The organism is Novipirellula aureliae, assembly GCF_007860185.1.
Taxonomy (GTDB): Bacteria; Planctomycetota; Planctomycetia; order Pirellulales; family Pirellulaceae; genus Novipirellula_A; species Novipirellula_A aureliae.
The window spans coordinates 61897-81174 of the sequence record NZ_SJPY01000005.1 but is presented as its reverse complement, the minus strand read 5'-3'; the positions used below and the strand labels follow the sequence as shown (position 1 = coordinate 81174).

The 19278-nt window shown below is 54.4% G+C and carries 11 protein-coding genes; 4 read left to right on the top strand and 7 right to left on the bottom strand.

The features are described from left to right. Positions 1 to 148 precede the first annotated feature (148 nt). The 4 genes from Q31b_RS15220 to Q31b_RS15205 all read left to right on the top strand — a co-directional run bounded on the left by Q31b_RS15220 (position 149) and on the right by Q31b_RS15205 (position 5277). On the top strand, positions 149 to 1585 hold the full coding sequence (locus Q31b_RS15220; RefSeq protein WP_197171733.1) for a TolC family protein: 1437 nt from the start codon (positions 149 to 151) through the stop codon (positions 1583 to 1585). 195 nt (positions 1586 to 1780) lie between these two features. Continuing rightward, positions 1781 to 3271, top strand: a complete 1491-nt coding sequence (locus Q31b_RS15215) for a copper oxidase (protein WP_146600551.1) — start codon at positions 1781 to 1783, stop codon at positions 3269 to 3271. A 77-nt stretch (positions 3272 to 3348) separates the two neighbouring features. Then, positions 3349 to 3627: a metal-sensitive transcriptional regulator gene (locus Q31b_RS15210; protein WP_146600550.1), complete on the top strand. Its 279-nt coding sequence runs from the start codon at positions 3349 to 3351 to the stop codon at positions 3625 to 3627. Between the two features lie 201 nt (positions 3628 to 3828). Beyond that, positions 3829 to 5277 carry a PP2C family protein-serine/threonine phosphatase gene (locus Q31b_RS15205; protein WP_146600549.1) on the top strand — a complete coding sequence of 483 codons (1449 nt, stop codon included), beginning with the start codon at positions 3829 to 3831 and terminating at the stop codon, positions 5275 to 5277. A 277-nt stretch (positions 5278 to 5554) separates the two neighbouring features. On the opposite strand, the gene Q31b_RS15200 is transcribed toward Q31b_RS15205, so the two are convergent. From Q31b_RS15200 to Q31b_RS15170, 7 genes are all read right to left on the bottom strand, one after another. Then, positions 5555 to 10756 carry an ATP-binding protein gene (locus Q31b_RS15200; RefSeq protein WP_146600548.1) on the bottom strand — a complete coding sequence of 1734 codons (5202 nt, stop codon included), beginning with the start codon at positions 10754 to 10756 and terminating at the stop codon, positions 5555 to 5557. A gap of 174 nt (positions 10757 to 10930) precedes the next feature. Beyond that, positions 10931 to 11197, bottom strand: coding sequence for a hypothetical protein (locus Q31b_RS15195; protein ID WP_231617601.1), 267 nt, complete (start codon positions 11195 to 11197; stop codon positions 10931 to 10933). Between the two features lie 36 nt (positions 11198 to 11233). Then, positions 11234 to 11521, bottom strand: a complete 288-nt coding sequence (locus Q31b_RS15190) for a hypothetical protein (protein WP_146600547.1) — start codon at positions 11519 to 11521, stop codon at positions 11234 to 11236. Between the two features lie 177 nt (positions 11522 to 11698). Then, a complete protein-coding gene (locus tag Q31b_RS29035; RefSeq protein ID WP_231617600.1) occupies positions 11699 to 12859 on the bottom strand; it encodes a hypothetical protein in 1161 nt (386 codons plus the stop codon). 107 nt (positions 12860 to 12966) lie between these two features. Next, entirely contained in the window at positions 12967 to 16563 is a 3597-nt protein-coding gene (locus Q31b_RS15180; RefSeq protein ID WP_146600546.1) for an efflux RND transporter permease subunit, read from the bottom strand. Next, positions 16556 to 17092, bottom strand: coding sequence for a four helix bundle protein (locus Q31b_RS15175; protein WP_146600545.1), 537 nt, complete (start codon positions 17090 to 17092; stop codon positions 16556 to 16558). The genes Q31b_RS15180 and Q31b_RS15175 overlap by 8 nt, the downstream gene beginning before the upstream one ends. Then, positions 17089 to 19080, bottom strand: coding sequence for an efflux RND transporter periplasmic adaptor subunit (locus Q31b_RS15170; protein ID WP_146600961.1), 1992 nt, complete (start codon positions 19078 to 19080; stop codon positions 17089 to 17091). The genes Q31b_RS15175 and Q31b_RS15170 overlap by 4 nt, the downstream gene beginning before the upstream one ends. Positions 19081 to 19278: the final 198 nt, after the last annotated feature.

Genomic DNA, 19278 nt, shown 5'->3' with positions numbered 1-19278 from the left:
TATCTTGCCGATCTAAAAGGCAAGCCGACATGCCGCTGCTCAGATCAAAGGAGTGATTTCAGTGCGATCGTTTTTGTTCAAGTCTGGACTTACAGTCATTGCGACTGCCGGAATGTTTTGTACCGCCGCCAGTGCCCAAATGCCTTCGATGGGCAGCCCGGCTTCGCCGGTCGGTCGCACATACACGCCTCCACCACCGGTTCCGGTAGCGCCCTATGGTTTAGATCAGCTCGATCCAAGCGGGCCACTGTTTCCGGGTGTTCGCATTGACGGCAGCGACTACGGCGGCACGCCAGTTCCGGTTCACGTCGCCGGCGAAATGATCGCGGAAGTGTTCCCCATGGAAAAAGAGGTCCAAGGTTACAGACTAGATGATTTCCTGACGCTGGCGGCTCAGAACAATCCCACAATCCGTCAAGCTCGACTGCAGATTTCAGCACAGACTGCGAAGGCATTGCAGGCTGGTTTGTACCCCAACCCGATCCTGAACTACATCGGCGAACAGATCGGAGTTGATGTCGAAGGCGACAAGGATTCGCCGGGCGAGTTTCAAGGCATGACGGTGAGTCAGCGTTTTGTAACGGCCGGGAAGTTGAAATTGAGTCGTGAAAAGTACATGCGTCGTGCGCATATCTCCGAACACCTCGCGATGGCTCAACAGTTCCGCGTGTGCAATGACGTTCGCATTCATTTCTTCCGAGCGTTAGCGGCTCACGAAATCGTCGAGCTGCGAAAAGAATTGTTGAAGACAGCGGAAGACGGTGCTGTCACTGCACGCGAGCTTTACAACCAAGGCCAAGCAACACGGCCACAAGTTCGCAAGTCGAGTATTGCACTTCAGCGAGCGAGGCTAGACGTGCTGTCCGCAGAGAACCACTATCGCGAATCGTTCCGACGGTTAGTCGCGATCGTTGGCGTCGACTTGACCGACGGTGTCGTATCTGGCGACCTGATGCCGCAAAGTGAACCGCTTTCTTATCAGGAAGCGATGTCTTTAGTGCTGACGGAAAGTCCAGAGCTTGCCGCTGCTCGGGCAAAGCTGGCGGCCGACCAAGTTACGGTTCGACGAGAACAAGTTGAGTGGGTGCCGGACATCGTTGCCGAGGGGGGTGCCGGTTACAATTTTGACGCGAAAGAGACCGTTGCTGCGGCCGGAGTTTCGATCCAATTACCCGTGTTCGATCGCAACCAGGGAACGATTCGTCAGGCTCAGTTGGATTACCGCCGTCAACAGGAAGAGGTTCGTCGCACCGAGTTGATGCTCGGGCAGCAGATGGCAAACGTTTATCAGCAGTATTTAACAGCACTGCAAATTGCGACCGAATACGATCGCGTCATCATCCCCGAAGCCGAATTGGCTTACCAGGAGTTGTTGGAAAGCTACAAAGCGAACCGAGTGGATTGGCCGACGGTGCTCGACGCTCAGATGGAGTACTTCGACTCACGTTTGACCCGAGTGCAACATCTTGAACAACTCCGCACGAACGAAGTTCTTGTTCGTGGTTACCTACTGCATGGTGGATTGATGGCAGCACCCGGCCCGACGCCACCTGGTCACATCGACGCGGTTGCGAAGCCTCGTTGAGAAAGATGGGGAGTCTGGTAGGAGGGGAGTCTGGGAGATGGGGAGTCTGGGAGATGGGGAGTCTGGGAGATGGGGAGTCTGGGAGGAGGGGAGTCTGGGAGATGGGGAGTCTGGGAGTCGCGTGCCTTTTCGTTCCACTATTCATCACAATTTACGCGAATCGAAACACTATCAATCTGTTAAGAGAACTTGAACATGTCGAATACTAAACAACGACGAAAATTCTTGAAAGCGGGCTCGATCGCTGCGGCAACCGGCTTTTTCACCAACTTGCTCGGCGGCAACATCGACGCGCAGCAACCCGCTTCCAGCTCCCCCACTCCTAACTCCCCCACTCCTTCACTCCCAGACTCCCTTTCTCCCCGTCTCCCAGCCTCCGAGTACGACGGATTCTCTCGGTTCAAGCCCAGTCGCGGTCTCGATCCCGATTCCGACTATTACATCGGCAAGCTGGTTCCGGGTTTTCGCAAAGCCGCTGATGGCCCTGCGCCGTTCGAGGCTCCCGACATCGCGAAGCTGCCTTACAAACTGGACAACGGTGTCAAGGTGTTCGAGCTTGTGCCGATGGCGGTTCAGCAAGAATTCCATCCCGGCGTGAAAATGAACGTCTACGGTTACAATGGCAGCATGCCTGGCCCGACGATCGAAGTCACGCAAGGCGACCGTGTTCGCATCATCGTGACCAATGAATTGCCGGAAGATACGTTCGTGCATTGGCACGGTTTTGAGCTGCCCGTTCAGTATGACGGAGCCGCCACGTTGACACAGAACCCGATCAAGCCTGGAAAGACGAAAGTATTTGAGTTCGACATCCATGAAGAAGGCACGTTCTTCTATCACTCGCATGTTGCGATGCAAGAAGCGTTTGGGCAAGTCGGATGGTTCATCGTCCATCCCAAGAAAGTCTTCGACCCGCCAGTGGATCGTGATTTCGGATTGCTGTTCCAGAATTTTCATGTTCCGCCGACGCACACGATCAGCGATTCGTGGGCGATGGATTGGAATTGGCACACGATTAACGGCAAGAGTGGTCCCTACACGACGCCGTTGGTTTGCAAGCACGGCGAACGTGTTCGTGTGCGACTGTTGAATTTCGCCCCGATGCAACACCACCCGGTCCACTTGCACGGACACACCTTTTGGGTGACCGGCCACGAAGGAGCTCGCATTCCCAAGAGTGCTTGGGTGCCACGTAACAATGAACTGGTGGGTGTCGCTCAAGCATCAAGCTTCGAGTTCATCGCCAACAACCCCGGCGATTGGATTTTTCATTGTCACATGGTCCATCACATGATGAACCACATGGTCAAACAAGTTGGACCGCGAATTCGCAATGACGCTTCGGTCGACCAGTACCTCGCGAATCTCAGCAGCCGGCCCCAAGTCGACCCTTCACGAGGCGACAAGTTCGCGACGCCAGGCTACCCACAGAAGATGCAGGGCATGGAGATGTCCAAGGAATTTATGAAGGCGATTTGGAGCCGAAAAGAGGTTCGCGGAATGCGAGCGAATTACGCGATGTCGGTCAAGGGATTGATGACTGTGCTGCGTGTCCTTCCAGACGACCTGTATGAGTTGGTGATGAACAGCGACCAGCCAGTTGAAAAAGGTGCGGTTTTTGCTGAGATCGTTCGACGCTTCGGTGACCCTGGTGAGTACGAAGCCGCGACTAAGATGATGATGTGAAGCGGACTAACCGTGGAGCCGTTTAGAGTGTAAAATTGAACGCTCAGCGAAACCAACCTCTTCAAAAGCCTCCACGAATGCTTTCAGACGACGAGAAAAAGAAGCTTAACAACCGACTTCGACGAGTCATCGGACAAGTCGAAGCGGTTGGTCGTATGATCGAGGATGAGGAATACTGCGTCGATATTCTGATGCAGTTGTCCGCCGCGACGGGAGCGCTCAACAAAGTCGGCCAGATTGTCTTGGAACAGCACATCCGCACCTGCGTCAGTGATGCGATCAAGAGTGGCAGTGCCAAGGACCGTGACGAGAAGATCGAAGAGCTGATGAAGGTCTTTCGGAAGTACGGCGAGTGAGGGAAAGTTGGGGGTGGAGGAGGTAGAAGTGAAGGAGCGACGCATCCTTGTGTAGGCTCCCACCTCCTCCACTCCTAACTCCCGACGTTTTTCCAAAAAATCGTGAAGAAACGTCGGGGGCGTGCATCCAAAGAGGTTCGATCCCACATCAGCCGGGCGAGCCTTGAAAACTCGCTCGGCTTCTCTGTTTAAGGTTCCATTATGGACACATTCAAACACCGATGGCATCAGTTGCCGATCAGCCGGCAACTGCTTGTCCTCGTCAATGCAATTCTCTTTGGGTTTGTCGTCCTGTTTCTTGTCGTTGACTACCGCGTGCGGATGGATCGGCATCTGAACGAGAAACAAATCGCGCTGACCGAAGAAGCGAAAACGATGTACGAGTCTCTGTTGGTCGCTGAACCCCACGGCAGCGAGGCAATTCAAAAATTGGTAGACAACGTCTGTGCTCGAATGAACGCAGACGATTCCCCAGGTCACCATATTGCTTCGGATTGGCGTGGGCTGCCGTACCAAGCCGTTTCGCATGGGCATGCCTCCGACGAAATGCTCCTGGCAATGCGGTCGGCTGCTGATTCAGCAGTCGACAAATCAAATGCCACTGACGCAATCGTCGTAGGGGCATTCGCTGGACCATCGGGCACTGTTTACATTTCCGAGAAACGTTCAGCGGTCGTGGACGCAACACGTCAGTCGTTGTTGATCCAGATGTTAGCGGTGTTGTTGCTCGGAGCAATTGCATCCTTCGTGGTCAGTGCAGTGCTGCGGCAATTGATCGCCAAACCGATCCAAGGTTTCGTTTCGGCGCTTCGGAGTGTTGCGGTTGGAGACCTGAGCGTCATTGCACGCACACGAAGCTGTCGAGAACTGAGCTATCTCGCCGATCAGATCAATGCGATGACCGAGGCACTTGACCACGCTCAGCGCGACCATCGCGTTCATATGGAAAAGGCGCGTCAAATTCAACAGAACCTACGACCGACGGTGAATGGACTGGTTGGAATCGACGTCGCCGAATTATTCGAGCCGGCCGACGATGTTGGCGGTGACTACTACGACGTGATTCCATTGTCCGATGGGCAATCCCTGCTCTGCGTCGCAGATGTATCGGGACACGGCGTGCCGGCCGCAATGGCGGCGACGTTGTTGAAAGCGTTTGTGTCGGAAGCGGCAAAGAAGTCGTCCAGCCCCGCTGCAATACTGACAGATGTCAATCAACGTTACTGCGAGTACGTGATGATGGGACATTTTGCAACGATGGCGTTACTGGTCGTCGATCCGAAAAGAAGGCAACTGACCTACGCCAATGCTGGCCACGAGTTTCCGTTCTTGCAGATTGGAAGCGACACGCCAATGCGATTGAACGTGGGCGATCTAATCTTGGGCGTCGAGGATGATACACACTACGATGAAGAAACAATCCCGATAGGCGATTCGGCTCGCTTAGTCATTGTTAGCGACGGAGTGACTGAAGCGTTTGATCCAAGTGATGAGCAATACGGCACCGAACGCATCGAGCAACTGATGAGCAACGTTCCGACCGTGAACGCGCACGAACTGATCCAAGAGTTCGAGGCATCGCTCGAAACATTTCGCAAAGGTCGCAAAGCGTTCGATGACACGACGCTCTTGGTCGCGCAACTTACGTAGTGCCCGTCGCCAAGGTTCACGGATAGCCGACGGTGCGGGCGATTGTGGAGTCAACGCGGGCGGGCTAGGTCTCGAACATCGACGTTCGCGATAGGTTAGATCAACGCGAGGAAGGCAACGCGTTTGTCTCGGACAATTCGCAAATGAGAGTTGGACATGTCTTCGTTTCGCGGGATGACGTGGTCGCCGAAAATCGTGAAAGTTATTTGTCCGCAGATGCAAATTGCGTCCACTATTATTGGCAAACAGTCACCGAGAGATTGGCTTGCACCAGCGATCAAAGATCAGCAATCCGTTGCTGTAGCTCGATTGCCATCGCATCTTCTGATCTTGCAACCTTTGAGACGAGGTCGAAGAACTCTTTTTGGTAATCTCCGGTCATGGCGTTCGTGTGCTCGCGATAGGCGACATCCAGAAACATGACAAGCGACTGAACTCGCCTGGTATTCGCATCTGACGACTCGCACCTCTTTCCAATTTCTTGGCACCAGGAGATGGCTTGCGGAAGAAAACAAGATCCGACTTTGCGGCTGAGCCATCGAAGAGCAGACGCTGCCGTGGTTGGGTCCTCAACCACCTCTCGGAGAAATGGCTCGATCGGTTCTCTCATTGAATTGATCAGTTCAGCGTGAGAATCATTCCAAAAGCTCTCGTACGACCGGTCCACGCACAGCAGCAATGCTAGCAATTCGGCACGAGCAGGTTTCCAACCTTCACCGACCTTTGGATCTTTCCAACCGTCGTGGTTTTCAACGTACCGGAGCATTAACAGCCAGGTCTGAGCGAACTTTGCGGCATCGACCGGCTCAGCAATAATCGGTCCCAGCCAGGAATGAATGAGTTGCTCAATCCATTTCGGAGATCTAACGCCGAGATCAAAAACTTGCCGCCATAGCAACGCAGCGTGTTCTGGATCGACGGTGTATTTGAGCTCCGCTCCGATGCGTTCCAGTATCGCGCGTTGACCATACATCGTTGGATAATCGTCATCCTGTCGGTCAATGAGCTCGCCTTCCGTCGAATATGCTCTCAGAATCTCGAGTTCGTAGTCGAGCAGAACTTGGACCGTTGCCATTCTGGCTGACCGCTGGTCCTCACTTTCTGCGCGGACACATAGAGGTGTGTTCCTGACAATAGTCTCAAGAATCGTCTCCTCGACGGGCAGCTGCTTGTAGCACTGTTTATCATCATCAAACCGACGCGAAGTTCTCCAGTTGGCCCAAAAAAACTTCGGCGGCGTGAGTGACAATTCGTCCAAAACGGGAATGCTGTCCTGGTATGTACCAGCCAAAAACTGTTCTTCGCGGCTCGTCAGCCAAGCATCTCTATCAAATCCGGCCGAGTCCCGCGGCAGCGTCGGATAGCCGGGTGGCGAATACCAGAAAGCGGATGCGGTGTCGAACATCAGTCGGATGATCCGCGGCCCCCACGGGCCAAGTCGCGTCCAACGCCCCCATGCCGCGCGAGTGATCGCACCATGCAAGTGACCGCGATGACTCACGATGCACTGAAATACCCACTTTCTGTAATCTATGTTGCCAGCATCTCTCGCGAGCAAGTAGACAGAAAATTCGGCCAGTTGATCTAAGAACTGAGGAATTGCTCCGGCTTCGATCAATTCATCTGGCAGCTCGATCATTGGCTTTTGTACCAACGTCAGAATCGCCGAGACAGTCTCATCCTCGAGTCCATTCTCAACGAGCCACTGCTCATGCCGTAACAGAAGAAGCAAAAGCAATCCGAATCGGTTGTTGCTTTGGACCGCGGCAACGACCGGGTCATCCGATTCCACGCGTTGAGCCAGAAGTTCTTTGGCAAGACTAGATAGTTCGGATTCCGGAAACTGGTTGTTCAGGTAAAACCAATGTTCAATCGCCTGAGCCTCAGCAATTGCATCCTGCAATAGTTTCCGCTCAATAGCCGGCGGCTCGCTTTCGGTTTCGACAAGTTTCGGATCGACCGTTTCGTCAAGGACGATAGGTTGTCCGACTCCTCGTCTTGCCGCTAGGGCGGATATCGCATTGAGAACATCACTCATGCGATCGGTCGAATTCACCAGGCGCTTCAGATTTTCAGTTGCCGGATCACTCCAGTCCAATTCACCAATATCAAGAACCGATTCCGCGATTTCGACAATGCTCTTTGACCGAAATCCTGCGAGAAGCCACGCTTTATGCTCGTCAAAGAACCATTCGTCATAGTCCAGCGACACATTGCAAAAACCTGGCTGTTTTGGGTTGGCCGAAATGGTTTCCGCCCACAACAAAAGAACAGGCGAAGTGAGCAGCGGTTTCAGGGGGCCTTGAAAAAGCAATGGGTGACGCCGCCCAAGGTCAAACAGGACGCCAGCTATCGCGACACACTCGCATTGTTGCAACAGCTGTGTTATCAGCTGATCGACGTTTTTGCCCGACTCCATCTGATCGCCAAGATACTTTTCCAAGGCAGATAACGCTGGCACCATGGACTCGCACGCCGACATGAGCCCTCGATTCCAGTGAAAGCTGTGTTCGTCTCCTTGCCAATCGACGCCGTGTTTCAGCGGAGATCGCACACGCGACAGTACCGCGTCTGATCCGCTACTATCAATGCTTGCCAATTGACGGGAAGCAGCGAAATTTGCAAACTCGCAGATCAGCTTGATGGCAGCTTTTGGGTTGATTGCTAAGAACGATAGGTACGGTCCTTGGCGATAGTGCTTTCCAGTCGTCGAGAAGAAAAGTCTCTCGATGCCATTTTCGTTGTAGACTACGCCACCAGCGTGATACCCCTCGTCGACATCTTCCGATCGGACCTTAATCGAAACGGCGAGAATAAGGCGTGTCGCCAGATCAGGGGCGTCCTTGAAAATTGGCCACATCGCGTCGCCATCCAGGCAAGCTTTTCGGAACGCAGCGTGAGGAGGATATGCCGGACCATTGGGCCATGGGGTTAGATCGCGAACAGGTTCGTTAAGAATCTCACTACGTTCTTTCTCCCACTCCAATGCTCTCTCTCGCGCACGTCTCGCTTGATGGTGATCTGGGTTCAAACCGGCAGCATCGAGCAGAAGTGGAGTCACTCTCTGTGGATCCTCTTCAAATGCAAAAAAGACAGCCTTGAAGATGTCTTCGCGTTCCTCATCATCTGATCTAAACCACCGTCTTTTACTCGCTATCTGGCTTTCACACACAGCGATAGCGATCTTGCTTGCCTCAGCGCGGAAGTCCCAGTGTGTAGGGGTCATTTCAAGCCACATCTGCGATATTTTCGCGGCATCATGTGGCATGTGTTCGACGACAGCCCCAACGTGCCGCTCCAAAAACTGCAGTAGTGAACCGAACGCGGCTAAATATGGCTTCGGATCACGCTGTATCGTTCGAAGAACTGAGGTCAGCTCTTCGCCAGCCGCTTCTTTACGGGCTGCAAGCAATCCGGGGACCGAGCAAATCACCATGGCTCGCCGTACGAGACGTTTGGCAAGCAGCGCGTCTGAATCAAACAATGATTCGGACAGGTTTTCCAAAAGCTCGTCCGGATTTGCAGAGAAGACAACGGCATCGAGGAATAGGTCTGAAACAGCGGTTCCTTTCCCAACATACCGGAGCCAAGTCTCTGTCGACGTATGCTGCTCCAGGAAGTGAATGCCAACCATTCGGATGGCGCGATACCATTTCGGCCGCGAGCTTTTTACCTCGAGGGCGTCAGACATCGAACTGCCCTGGTCGAGAAGCCACAGCATCCGAGACCAATCTGCGTAAATGTCGTGAGCAAAACGAAGCTTCATTTGGTTCCGCACCAAAAGTGATCCATTCACTGCCGTGTCAATCGGCCTTGCAAACGCTGGGAGGAGAGATTGAGTTGTTTCCAACTCCGATTCGTCCCCCTGTCGTCGACCAAGCTCCAGTAGCAAATTACTGACGTCCGTTCCATGTTCGACCGAAATACGGTGCTCCCAAACCCAATGAATCAGGTGGGATTCACCGATTGCGTTCAGATGACTGACATCTTGCTCGCTCGCTATCCGCAAGAATGCGTCAAGAATGATGGGGCGTCGATAAAGTGACGGAAGGTTTGGTGAGAGATAAAGACGCATCAATGATGGCCGTGACTTGATCGCTGCGAGAGCCTCAGTGGTCGAAAAGCTATCGACGATAATGCGTTTCCAAGTCTTCGCATCAACATTGTTGTCATCAAGAAATCGCAACACGCGTTGGTATTGCTCTCGCTGGCAAACCAAGACAACACGCAAAGTTGAAAGATCCTGTGCTGCTAGAACAAATTTCGCTAAGTTTCTGATCTGACTGCGATTTGCCGCTTGTTCGATGCCGTCGATCACAATGACCTTGGATCGCTCGGACGTTCCCGAAAATATCTCGCGAATCGTATATGGCGCGAACAATGTTGATTCATTGTCTGCAATCTCGCACGCCGTTTCGAGACGAAAAAAGAATGACTCAGTGAGTGAAGAACTTTTGTCGATTGCGTTTGCAACAGCCGTGGATTTGCCAACTCCTGAATCACCGAGGACAAATGCGTTGATTGGATCTTGAGAGCCCAAGTAGTCGTCGATCAAAGTGTCAACCTCGGTACGGGCGACTTCGACTTTCCCGCCAAGTCTTCTTGGTTGTAGCTGTAGGTCGTCATCAGACTTTGAACGTAAAATCTGAAACGCAGCGTTAAATCTTGGTGATGCCTTCAATTGAATGGAAGTTTTCAAGCAATGAATCAATTTGCCTCGATCCATGTCGCCGCCGGACAATCGAAGCGTCTTCGCAATATCCCAGATGTCTCGCCACAACTTTATTCCCGAGGCAGATTCTTCTCGCACGCACATTAGGCGGCAATGTTCTTGCACGGTCTGCAATGAGAGGGATGTTGTGGATCCGAAGTCAAAGTTTCGGACCAACAAGGACGCTATGAAGTTTTGCAGCGAATCCTTGCCGTCCGGAGCAACATCTGCGAGCGAGGCTGGTAGTTCAAGCCATTGCAGCCATTTCTTTGCATCCTGCAGATTTCCTGGTTCTATAATACGCGTTGTAAAGCTGTCGTTCTGCGCGCGTGCTTTCTCGACCAGGGTTTCAATTTGGGTTAGCCGTGGAGAACCATCGAACTTGGCGAACAGTCCAAGGCGGTCACGCGCAAGATCGAATGTTCGAGGCCTTCTTTCTGTCGCAATGAGGTCTGACCACGCATGGTGAACGAACTCGCGGCGCTCCGCAGTTTTTGAAAATAACGAAAAACTCTTTACGCTTACCGGAATTAGCCAATCTTCGGCCCCATTCGACTCATATTGCAACAAGAGGTCGTCGAGCTTCCATCGGTCATCTTGCTTCTGGACGCTAACCTGCACCAGTCGCGTGCCTTGCTGGTTTTGAAATGTTTGCTCCGCTAGCAGTTCGACTAGACATGCAGCGACGACGTCGACCTCAAAGAATGTACCTTTGCCAGCCGTTAAACTGGTAGGCGAGACATCAGATGCTAGTTTGGCTTGACTCATTTACAGAGTTTATCAGATCGCTAAGTATCCGAAAACGAGACAACCTCGTTTGGTTGGCGTTAGCTCTGGCGATATGCAAAACAAGAATCGGGCCCGTTGGTTTAGATGTCACTCTCCGTGCTGGACCGATTGCGAGCGAGGTGGTTCGTACGGGGGTCGTGCCGGCCGCGGTTGTCAGTGTTTATCACCAACATAGCGGCCAAGTTTGAAGCCGCTTGTTTCTGAGAGTGTTGGGCACGTTGCTCGGCATATCGGGCCAAGCTGAAAAAGTGATGCTTGGGCGACATTTTGGAAACCGATGCGGTCGACTGCTTTCAAGGCTCGATGGTGGGAACCTTCGGTGGTTAGCACGAGCGATTGGACGCTCTCTGTTTGGAGCTCATCGGCCATCTTGCTCATGATCGCCGCATCACTCGATACGGCAACCACCGAAGCGGGCATCAGGATGCGATTTTCATTTGAAGGCTTCCGCCAGCGTTAGTGGCAACAGCTGCCGCCGCCCGACGAAGGGCGGGGCGATGCCGAAGTGGAAGCCGAAGTGGAAGCAGCGGAGAACGAGATTGCTACTGGCGGTTGACAGTCAGAATCGAGGTCGACCGTCGTGTCGTATTGAATGTTGGCAGCAGCTTGTTCGGCATATTGCTGAGCGGTCATAGACGGTTCGTCCTTTCGATTGCCAACCCATGGCAGCGAATGGCATCCGGCAGACAGCGAGAGGGTGCAGATGAACGCAGCGGTGGCGCAGTATTTCCATAGCGATTTCATGACGACTTCCTTGTCGTGGGTTGAAATAAAAGGCAGGGGTGGCGTGGTGACTTCATCACTTGCGTGAATCGGCCGGCGACACCACCCCCGCGTGAGTTAGAGGGGGAGAGAGTGAGTCTGGGAGATGGGGAGCGATTCAACTCCCAGACTCCCCCTCTCCAAGCTCCCTGTCTATTCCTAGCGAATTGTTGGCGCTTCGACTCCTTGTGACTTCAACACAGCCAACCACTTTTGCGGCTCGGCTGCGATCTTCTTTGCGCAACCGGGACAGCAGATGTAGATCGCCTTTCCATCCGCGTTGACTTTGTAAGGCCCACCCATCGCATCAAGCGGTTCGTCCATCACGGGACATTTCTTTTGTGCTGCGATGAATGTTGCGTCGGCCGCGGTGACTTTGAAGACACCTTCCCGCACCGCTTCCGACCCGGCCGCAACACTCCCTGACTCCTTGTCTCCCCCTCTCCCCATCTGCTCTCCGTAAACCATCGCCAGATACTTGGCTGGCTCGGCTTGAATCTTCTTGATACATCCTTTGCAGCATAGATAGATCGGCTTGTCACCAACCATCACTTTGATCGGTGTGCCCATGCCGCCGAGCGGTTCATCCATCACGGGACAAACCTTTTGGGCCGCAATGGCCGCTGCGTCGGCTTGGGTTGCGGTGGTAACGGTGATTTGCGGACGTCCGGCGGCATACTTGGTCGGATTTGACTCGACCTCGCTAACACAGCCTGCACAGCAAACGTAGAGCTTCTGTCCGTTCACATCGACGGCCACTGGATCGCCCATACTACCAAGTGGCTTGCCGCTGACGGGGCAGATTTTCTGAAGTGCGATCGCTGCTGCAGCGAGTTGCTGTTCGCTCGCGGGCACCGTTGCAACTTCATTGAAGCTAACAGTGTTCCCGCCGGAGGCCTTTATGCCGACCAACTGAATATCGACGTCGATTTGTCGGCCAGCAAGCTGCGAAAGGTTCACCGGAGCCGTCAGTGCTCCTTTGCCATCGGGAAGCAAGTCGTAGCGATAACGTTTCGCGTTGCCTTCCACTCGCACCGAGACAGCACCGCGTCCCTGATCGACCGAGACTGGTTGGCCAGCGCGGTCGAAGACGAACATTTGCAGCCCGCCTTGGGAAACGATCGTTTCGATTTGCAGGTTGCCGGTTTGTTTCAAGCTGCCACCATGCGGTCCCGCTTGAGTTACTTCGCGAGCCTGCGTCATGCCCGGCATCGCGTGGTTGTGCTGAGCGTGATCGTGCTGCGATTGAATCGTTTGCCCAAACACGCTCGATGCGGTCATCGCGAGTGAGAAAGCAGTGATAATAAGTGTTCGTTTCATGGGAGAGCTCCATTGTGAAAGTCAGGACTCCATCCGTTGGGTCCGTCGGTGAGGTTGTGAATGTTAGATGCCCGAGTTGTTGATTTCTTCATGGGCAAACGAAAACTTTATGCTGCTTTCATGAGTTCCTCCTCCGGCATCGCTTCGGTACCTTCCCAAAGCTCGTCATGAAATCCGAAACGCATTTTCAATTCCAGGTAGCCGCAATAAAGCGTCGGCACGATGAACGAAGTAAACGGTTCGGCTAACATGCCACCGAACACGGGAATCGCCATCGCTCGGGCAACGTCAGCTCCACGGCCTGTCGCGATCAACACTGGAATCAACGCGGCAAGCGTCGTCACCGTGGTCATCATGCAAGGTCGAATGCGTTTGAGTCCCGCTTCGTAAACCACGTTGCGAATGTCTTCGACTGATTCGATTTTGCGTTTCTTCAAGAGTTGATGGATATAGGTCGCCATCACCACGCCATCGTCGACCGCGAGACCGAACAACGCGATAAAACCAACCCAAACTGCCGTGTTGAGTTCCACGCCCATCGTTGCAACTGCGATCATGCCGCCAGCGAAGGCGACTGGGATACCGGAGAACACGGCTAACGAAATCGAGAGGTTTCGGAACTCCATGTAAAGCAACATCAGATTGATGCAGATCACCATCGGAATGATCCACATCAAGCGTCGATTGGCTTCGATTTGATTACGGAAGCTGCCGACGGCTTCGAGGGAATAGCCGGCTGGCAATGACAACCGATTCGGGTCAGACGGAGGCAGCGACTGAGCCTCGCGGAGTTGTTCCTCGATCGCGGAAACCGATTCCAAGTCACCCTTGCTACCATTGGTCATGAAAGAAACGTGAGCGACGAGTCGACCGTTTTCGCTGTTGATTGCACCCGGACCCCAAGTCGTTTCCAGCCTTGCTAGTTCTTCCAATGGCACGACGGCCCCCGACTGCGTGACAACGGGCAAGCGTTTCAAACCGTCGATCTGTTCACGAAGGTCGCGGTTGTACCGCAGTCGCACGGGATAACGCTCTCGTCCTTCGACCGTCTTGATCAGATTCATCCCGCCGAGTGCGGTTTCGATGACTTGGTTCACCATCGACGAACTCATCCCGTACCGCGATGCCGCCTCACGATCGACCGTGAACTCGACGTAGGGTTTGCCAAGCACGATGTCGGGATTAACCGTACCGGCGTTGATCAGCGGTGACTTCTTCAATTCAGCCGAAACATTCATCGCCGCGTCAGCCAATTCGTCAAGCTGGTTTCCGTAAACTCGGATCGCCATCGGTGCCTTGATGCCGGACTGCAACATCACGACTCGGCCCTCGATCGGTTGTAACGCCGAAGCCGGCGTGACACCGGGCAATGTGGCGACGCGGTTGATTTCGTCCCACACGTCGCGAGCGGTGACGCCTTCTCGCCACTCGCTTTCGGGCTTGAGCATCACGTAGGTTTCGACCATCGCGGCTGGCGCGGGATCGAGTGCCGATTCGACGCGACCGATCTTGCCAAGCACATCTTTGACTTCGGGAATCTGACCGATGAGAACGTCTTGCGTCTGCAGCACCTGCATCGCTTGCGAGAAGCTTGCCGCTGGGTAGAGCGTCGGCATGTAGAACCAGCTTCCCTCGTCCAACGCGATCCAGTCGTCACTTTGCAAACCGATGAAGACGTGTTTGGCATCGACGTAGCCGGGGAAATCATTCAGTTCGGCACCAAAGAAGTTCGCGACCTTTTCAACTGGACGAAGTACGGTAGGCATTCCGACGTAGGCTCCCACGCCGATGATCAACAGCACCAACGGAAACGAAAGTGCGAATGCTTTGTGATTGAGCGCATGTCGTAGTCGCGCTGCGTATATCCAGCGAACGAAGCGGCTGGAAGGAATCTCTTCGATCGGCCGAATTCGTTCTCGCATCAACTGCCATCCGCCAATGAACCCGATCGTGGCCGCGATCGCGGTCACAATCCATGTTTCTAAGCCGAAGCGTTCTGCGAGTCGTGATCCCCACAGGAAATGGGACGCGGCACCGAGCAATCCGGAGAGAGACAACGCGGCAACCAGCGCGGTCGATTTTCGACGCACGCTGCTCCGCAACATCAATCGACACAAGGCGGGCACAATCGTGATGGCAGCGATCATTGCTGCAGCAATCGCGAATGTCTTCGTGTAAGCCAACGGCGAAAACAGCTTGTAGTCGCGACCGGTCAAAAAGAAGACCGGCAGGAAACTGACGATCGTTGTCGCCACGGCGGTCACGACGGCCGGTGCGACTTCGACCGTTGCTTCGTAGACGACCGCTGCGCGAGCTCGGGAGTCTGGGAGAGTGGGAGAGTGGGAGTCATCAGACATAGCTTCTCCCTGACTCCCCCTCTCCCCATCTCCCAGACTTGGCTTCTCCCCATCTCCCAGACTCCCACTCTCCCACTCTGCCAGATGCTGGTAGATGTTCTCCGAAACAATGATCGCCATGTCGACCATCGTGCCGATCGCGATCGCAATCCCCGCCAGCGACATGATGTTCGCACCGACGCCGACCACTCGCATCGCAATGAACGACATCAGCACAGCTGCCGGCAAACAGATCGCAACGACGAAACTGCTGCGAATGTGCAATAGAAACAAGAGGATGATGATCGCCGTGATGATGATCTCGTCTCGCAACGCGTGCGTCAGCGTCGCCATCGTTTCGTCGATCAGTCCGCTGCGATCGTAAACGCCGTGAATGGTCACTCCTTGCAGCGATGGTGTGATCGCGGCGATCTTCTCTTTCACTCGGTCGATTACGACTCGCGGATTTTCGCCATATCGCATCACGACCACGCCGCCGACCGCTTCGGCTCCGTTGTAGTCCAGAGCACCGCGACGAAAGTCAGGGCCAATCTGCACATTGGCAATGTCACGGACGCGAACGGGAACTCCGTCACGCTGCATGATGACGGTGTCTTCGATGTCCTCGACCGCTTTGTCTTTGTCACCGCCAGAGCCAAGGAACCCCTTGCTACGGACAATGAACTCCATGCCGGTCGTTTCGACCGTCTTAGCACCGACGTCCAAGTTCGATCCATTGATCGCCATCGCCAACTTATCGAGCGATACGTTGTGAAATCGAAGCTTGTCGGGATCGACTTCGATCTGATACTGCCGAACGTAACCGCCGATCGACGCGACCTCGCTGACCCCTTCGACCGCCTGCAACTCGTACTTCACGACAAAGTCTTGCATGCTGCGAAGTTCTGCGAGCCCCATGCCTTCATCGGGCGGTTGTAACGTGTAGTAGTAAACCTGTCCCAATCCGGTCGCGTCCGGGCCAAGTTGTGGCACGACGCCATCGGGCAACTGTGACGCCGCACTGCCGAGTTGCTCAGAAACTCGACTGCGTGCCCAATAGAAGTCAATTTCGTCCTTGAACGTGACCTGAACAAAGCTGTATCCGAACATGCTCTTGCCACGCACCGACTCCGCACCGGGAACAGCGAGCAGCGAAACGCTCAGCGGATAGGTGACCTGGTCTTCAATGTCCTTTGGCGAGCGACCCGGCCAGGGCGTCAACACGATGACTTGGTTCTCGCCAATGTTAGGAATCGCGTCGATCGGAATCGACTTGAAACTGATCCAGCCGGCAACGCTCAATCCGATCGTCAGCAGTACGACCAGCCAAGGTTCTTTAACGCAAAAGCGGATTAGGACGTTAAGCACTGCCGTCCCCTTCTGATTTCGAAGGGGAGTCTGGGAGATCGGGAGATGGGGAGAGAAGCTTGTGTTGGTCAACCACGACGTATTCGTCATCCGTCCGATAGTCACTCCCCTGCTCCCCTGCTCCCCGACTCCCCGACTCTCCCTTGCTCTTCAAATCGCACCAGTTCGACGAACCGTGAATCATCTTCACGATCATCCGAAGAATTTCTTCGTAGTATTCGTTGGCTTTTGCCGCAGTTGCTTCGTCCAAGTAGCCATGCGCGGCTGCGTAGTCCAGCCAGACTTGCGTTTCTGCTGCTTCCGCCTCGGCGATATTCAGTGTGCTACAGAAATGCTTCTCATAACGTCGCTTTCGCCAAGCCTCCGCAATGTTCGCACTCACACTCCGCGACGCCCGCCTCACTTGATCCGTCAACGAGTACATTTCCTCACGAGGAAACGCTTTCGACAGTTCAAAAACCCGTTTTCCCGCCGCAAACGATTTCTGATAGACGATCAATTCACGATGGTTTCTCACTCTCTCTTTCATTTCACGTCTCCTGGATGCATACCAGCAGCAAGCTGACGCTCGCCACTTCCAACTCCCAACTCCTTCACTCCCAACTCCTTCACTCCCAACTCCCTCACTCCCAACTCCCTCACTAGCTCCCCGCACGTCAGCATCTCACTGCCCCAATACGGGTTCTGCAAATCGCCGCCGGGCTGCATCCAGTCGCCACCTCCACCGGGAACCATCGGACAGTAGTAGTGCGTTAGCTTCACGGCCGTCTTCGGGCCACGAGCAACCGTCGCCGCTTTCAACATCGCGTGACTGACGCCGCGGTAAGCTTCGCGAGCGGTTTCCAAAGATCCATCCATGCGAGACGCCGCACGGCGGGCAATTGCGAACTTGCGTTGGGCATCGTCGGGGACGCCAGCCGACATTTCCAGTTCGCGGAGTCCTGCAATCAGAGTGTTCAAGGCGACGGGCGGAGGCGTTTGGTCGGCCGCCATCGCACATTGAATCTCGAAGTAGGCGTCGTAGGTGCGATCAAGCGTTTTACCAGCGTCGGTCGCCAGCATGACCGGGATGGAATTGGGAAGCTCAAGCGGTCCTGGCGAATAGCTCGGTGCCTTCGTCGGGTCCATCAACGATGGGTTTCCGGCGAGCTGCATTTGTGAGTCGATCAAGAAATTGCCACCTATTGCAACCGTCTCGCCAGCCGAAAGTCCTTCCACAATCACTGCTTCTTTTCGATTCATGGGACCGACCGTCACTCGGCGAATCTCAAAACGACCGGGTTCGGTTTCGACATAGATCACGCTGTTTTCACCAGCCAGAAGCACGGCGTCGCGCGGCACAGTCACGACTTGCTGCATCGGCAAAGGCTCTGATGCGAACCCGAGCTGCGACGTCGGCACCAAATCCATATCGCAAAGCGGACACGTCCCCGGTTCGTCGCGGATGACTTGCGGGTGCATTGGGCTGATGTATTTGTTCGCCAGTGCCGGATCGTAAACTTGGTCCATTGGGATTGCTGGCACGGTGACCCTAGCAGTCGCGTAGTCGCCTGGTCGCAGTTTGCCGTCGAAGTTCATGATCTCGACACGGACGCGTACCGTTCGAGTCTTCGAGTTCACGGTGGGGTCAATGAAAGCGACGCGGCCCGTGAATACTTCGCCGGGCATCGACTGAATTTCCGCTTCAACTTGTTGGCCGAAACGAACAGCCGATGCGTCGTCGGGAAACAGATCAAGCATCAACCAAACACTGCTCAGGTCGGCTACTCGGTAGAGCTTGTGTCCCGTTTTGACGTAGTCGCCTTCAACAGCCGACTTCTCGATCACTGTTCCACTCTGCGGTGACTTGATACGGATACGCGACATTGGCTTACCCGACCTCCCCAATTGGTCGATCTGACTTTCCGTCATACCCAGTTCAGTCAAATTCTCCCGAGCCATCTTGTTCAGATCGCCGCCAGAGATTTGAAAGCGACCAATCTTGCCATCGCTGTTCATGCTTGTGATGAACTCGGTTTGTGCGGTGTAGAGTTGGGGGCTGTAGATCAACGCAAGGTCGTCGCCTTCATTGACTTTCACACCGGCGTAGTTCGCGTACATCTTTTCCAAGCGGCCGTCGATGTACGCACTGATGGTCGACAGTTGGCTTTCATCGAAGTCGATCGAGCCGATGGTGCGGATCGTTCGATTGACTTCGCCCATCTTCGACATCGCGGTTTGAATACCGACCAATCGCCGTGCGGATGCTTCGATGGTGACCGAGATACCATCGCCGCCACCGCCACCTGTCGCTTCGACCAGTTCCATCGCACAGACGGGGCAGCGACCTGGTTCTGTGGACGGTGGCGTACACATCATCGGGCAGATGTACCGTTTGTCTTCGCCGCCACCGGCTTCTGCGATTGATTCGCCTTGGCCGTCCGAAAAACCATCGGCAGTCAACCACTTCGTTCGCTGTGCGACACCGAGTAAGAAAAACACAAGACCGGCGACGATGACGACCGTTGCTGCTTGCACACCAGTGCGCATGAGCCAGCGAGCTCCGCTCGTCGAAGAGGGGGAGGTGGGAGAGGGGGAGTCTGGGAGCGGAGTGGAGGAATCGTCGGCAGTGCTAACCTCTCCATGACTCCCTTTCTCCCCATCTCCCAGACTCCCTTTCTCTCCATCTCCCAGACTCAACTCATTCTCCTTCACTCCCAAATCCTCCACTACTTC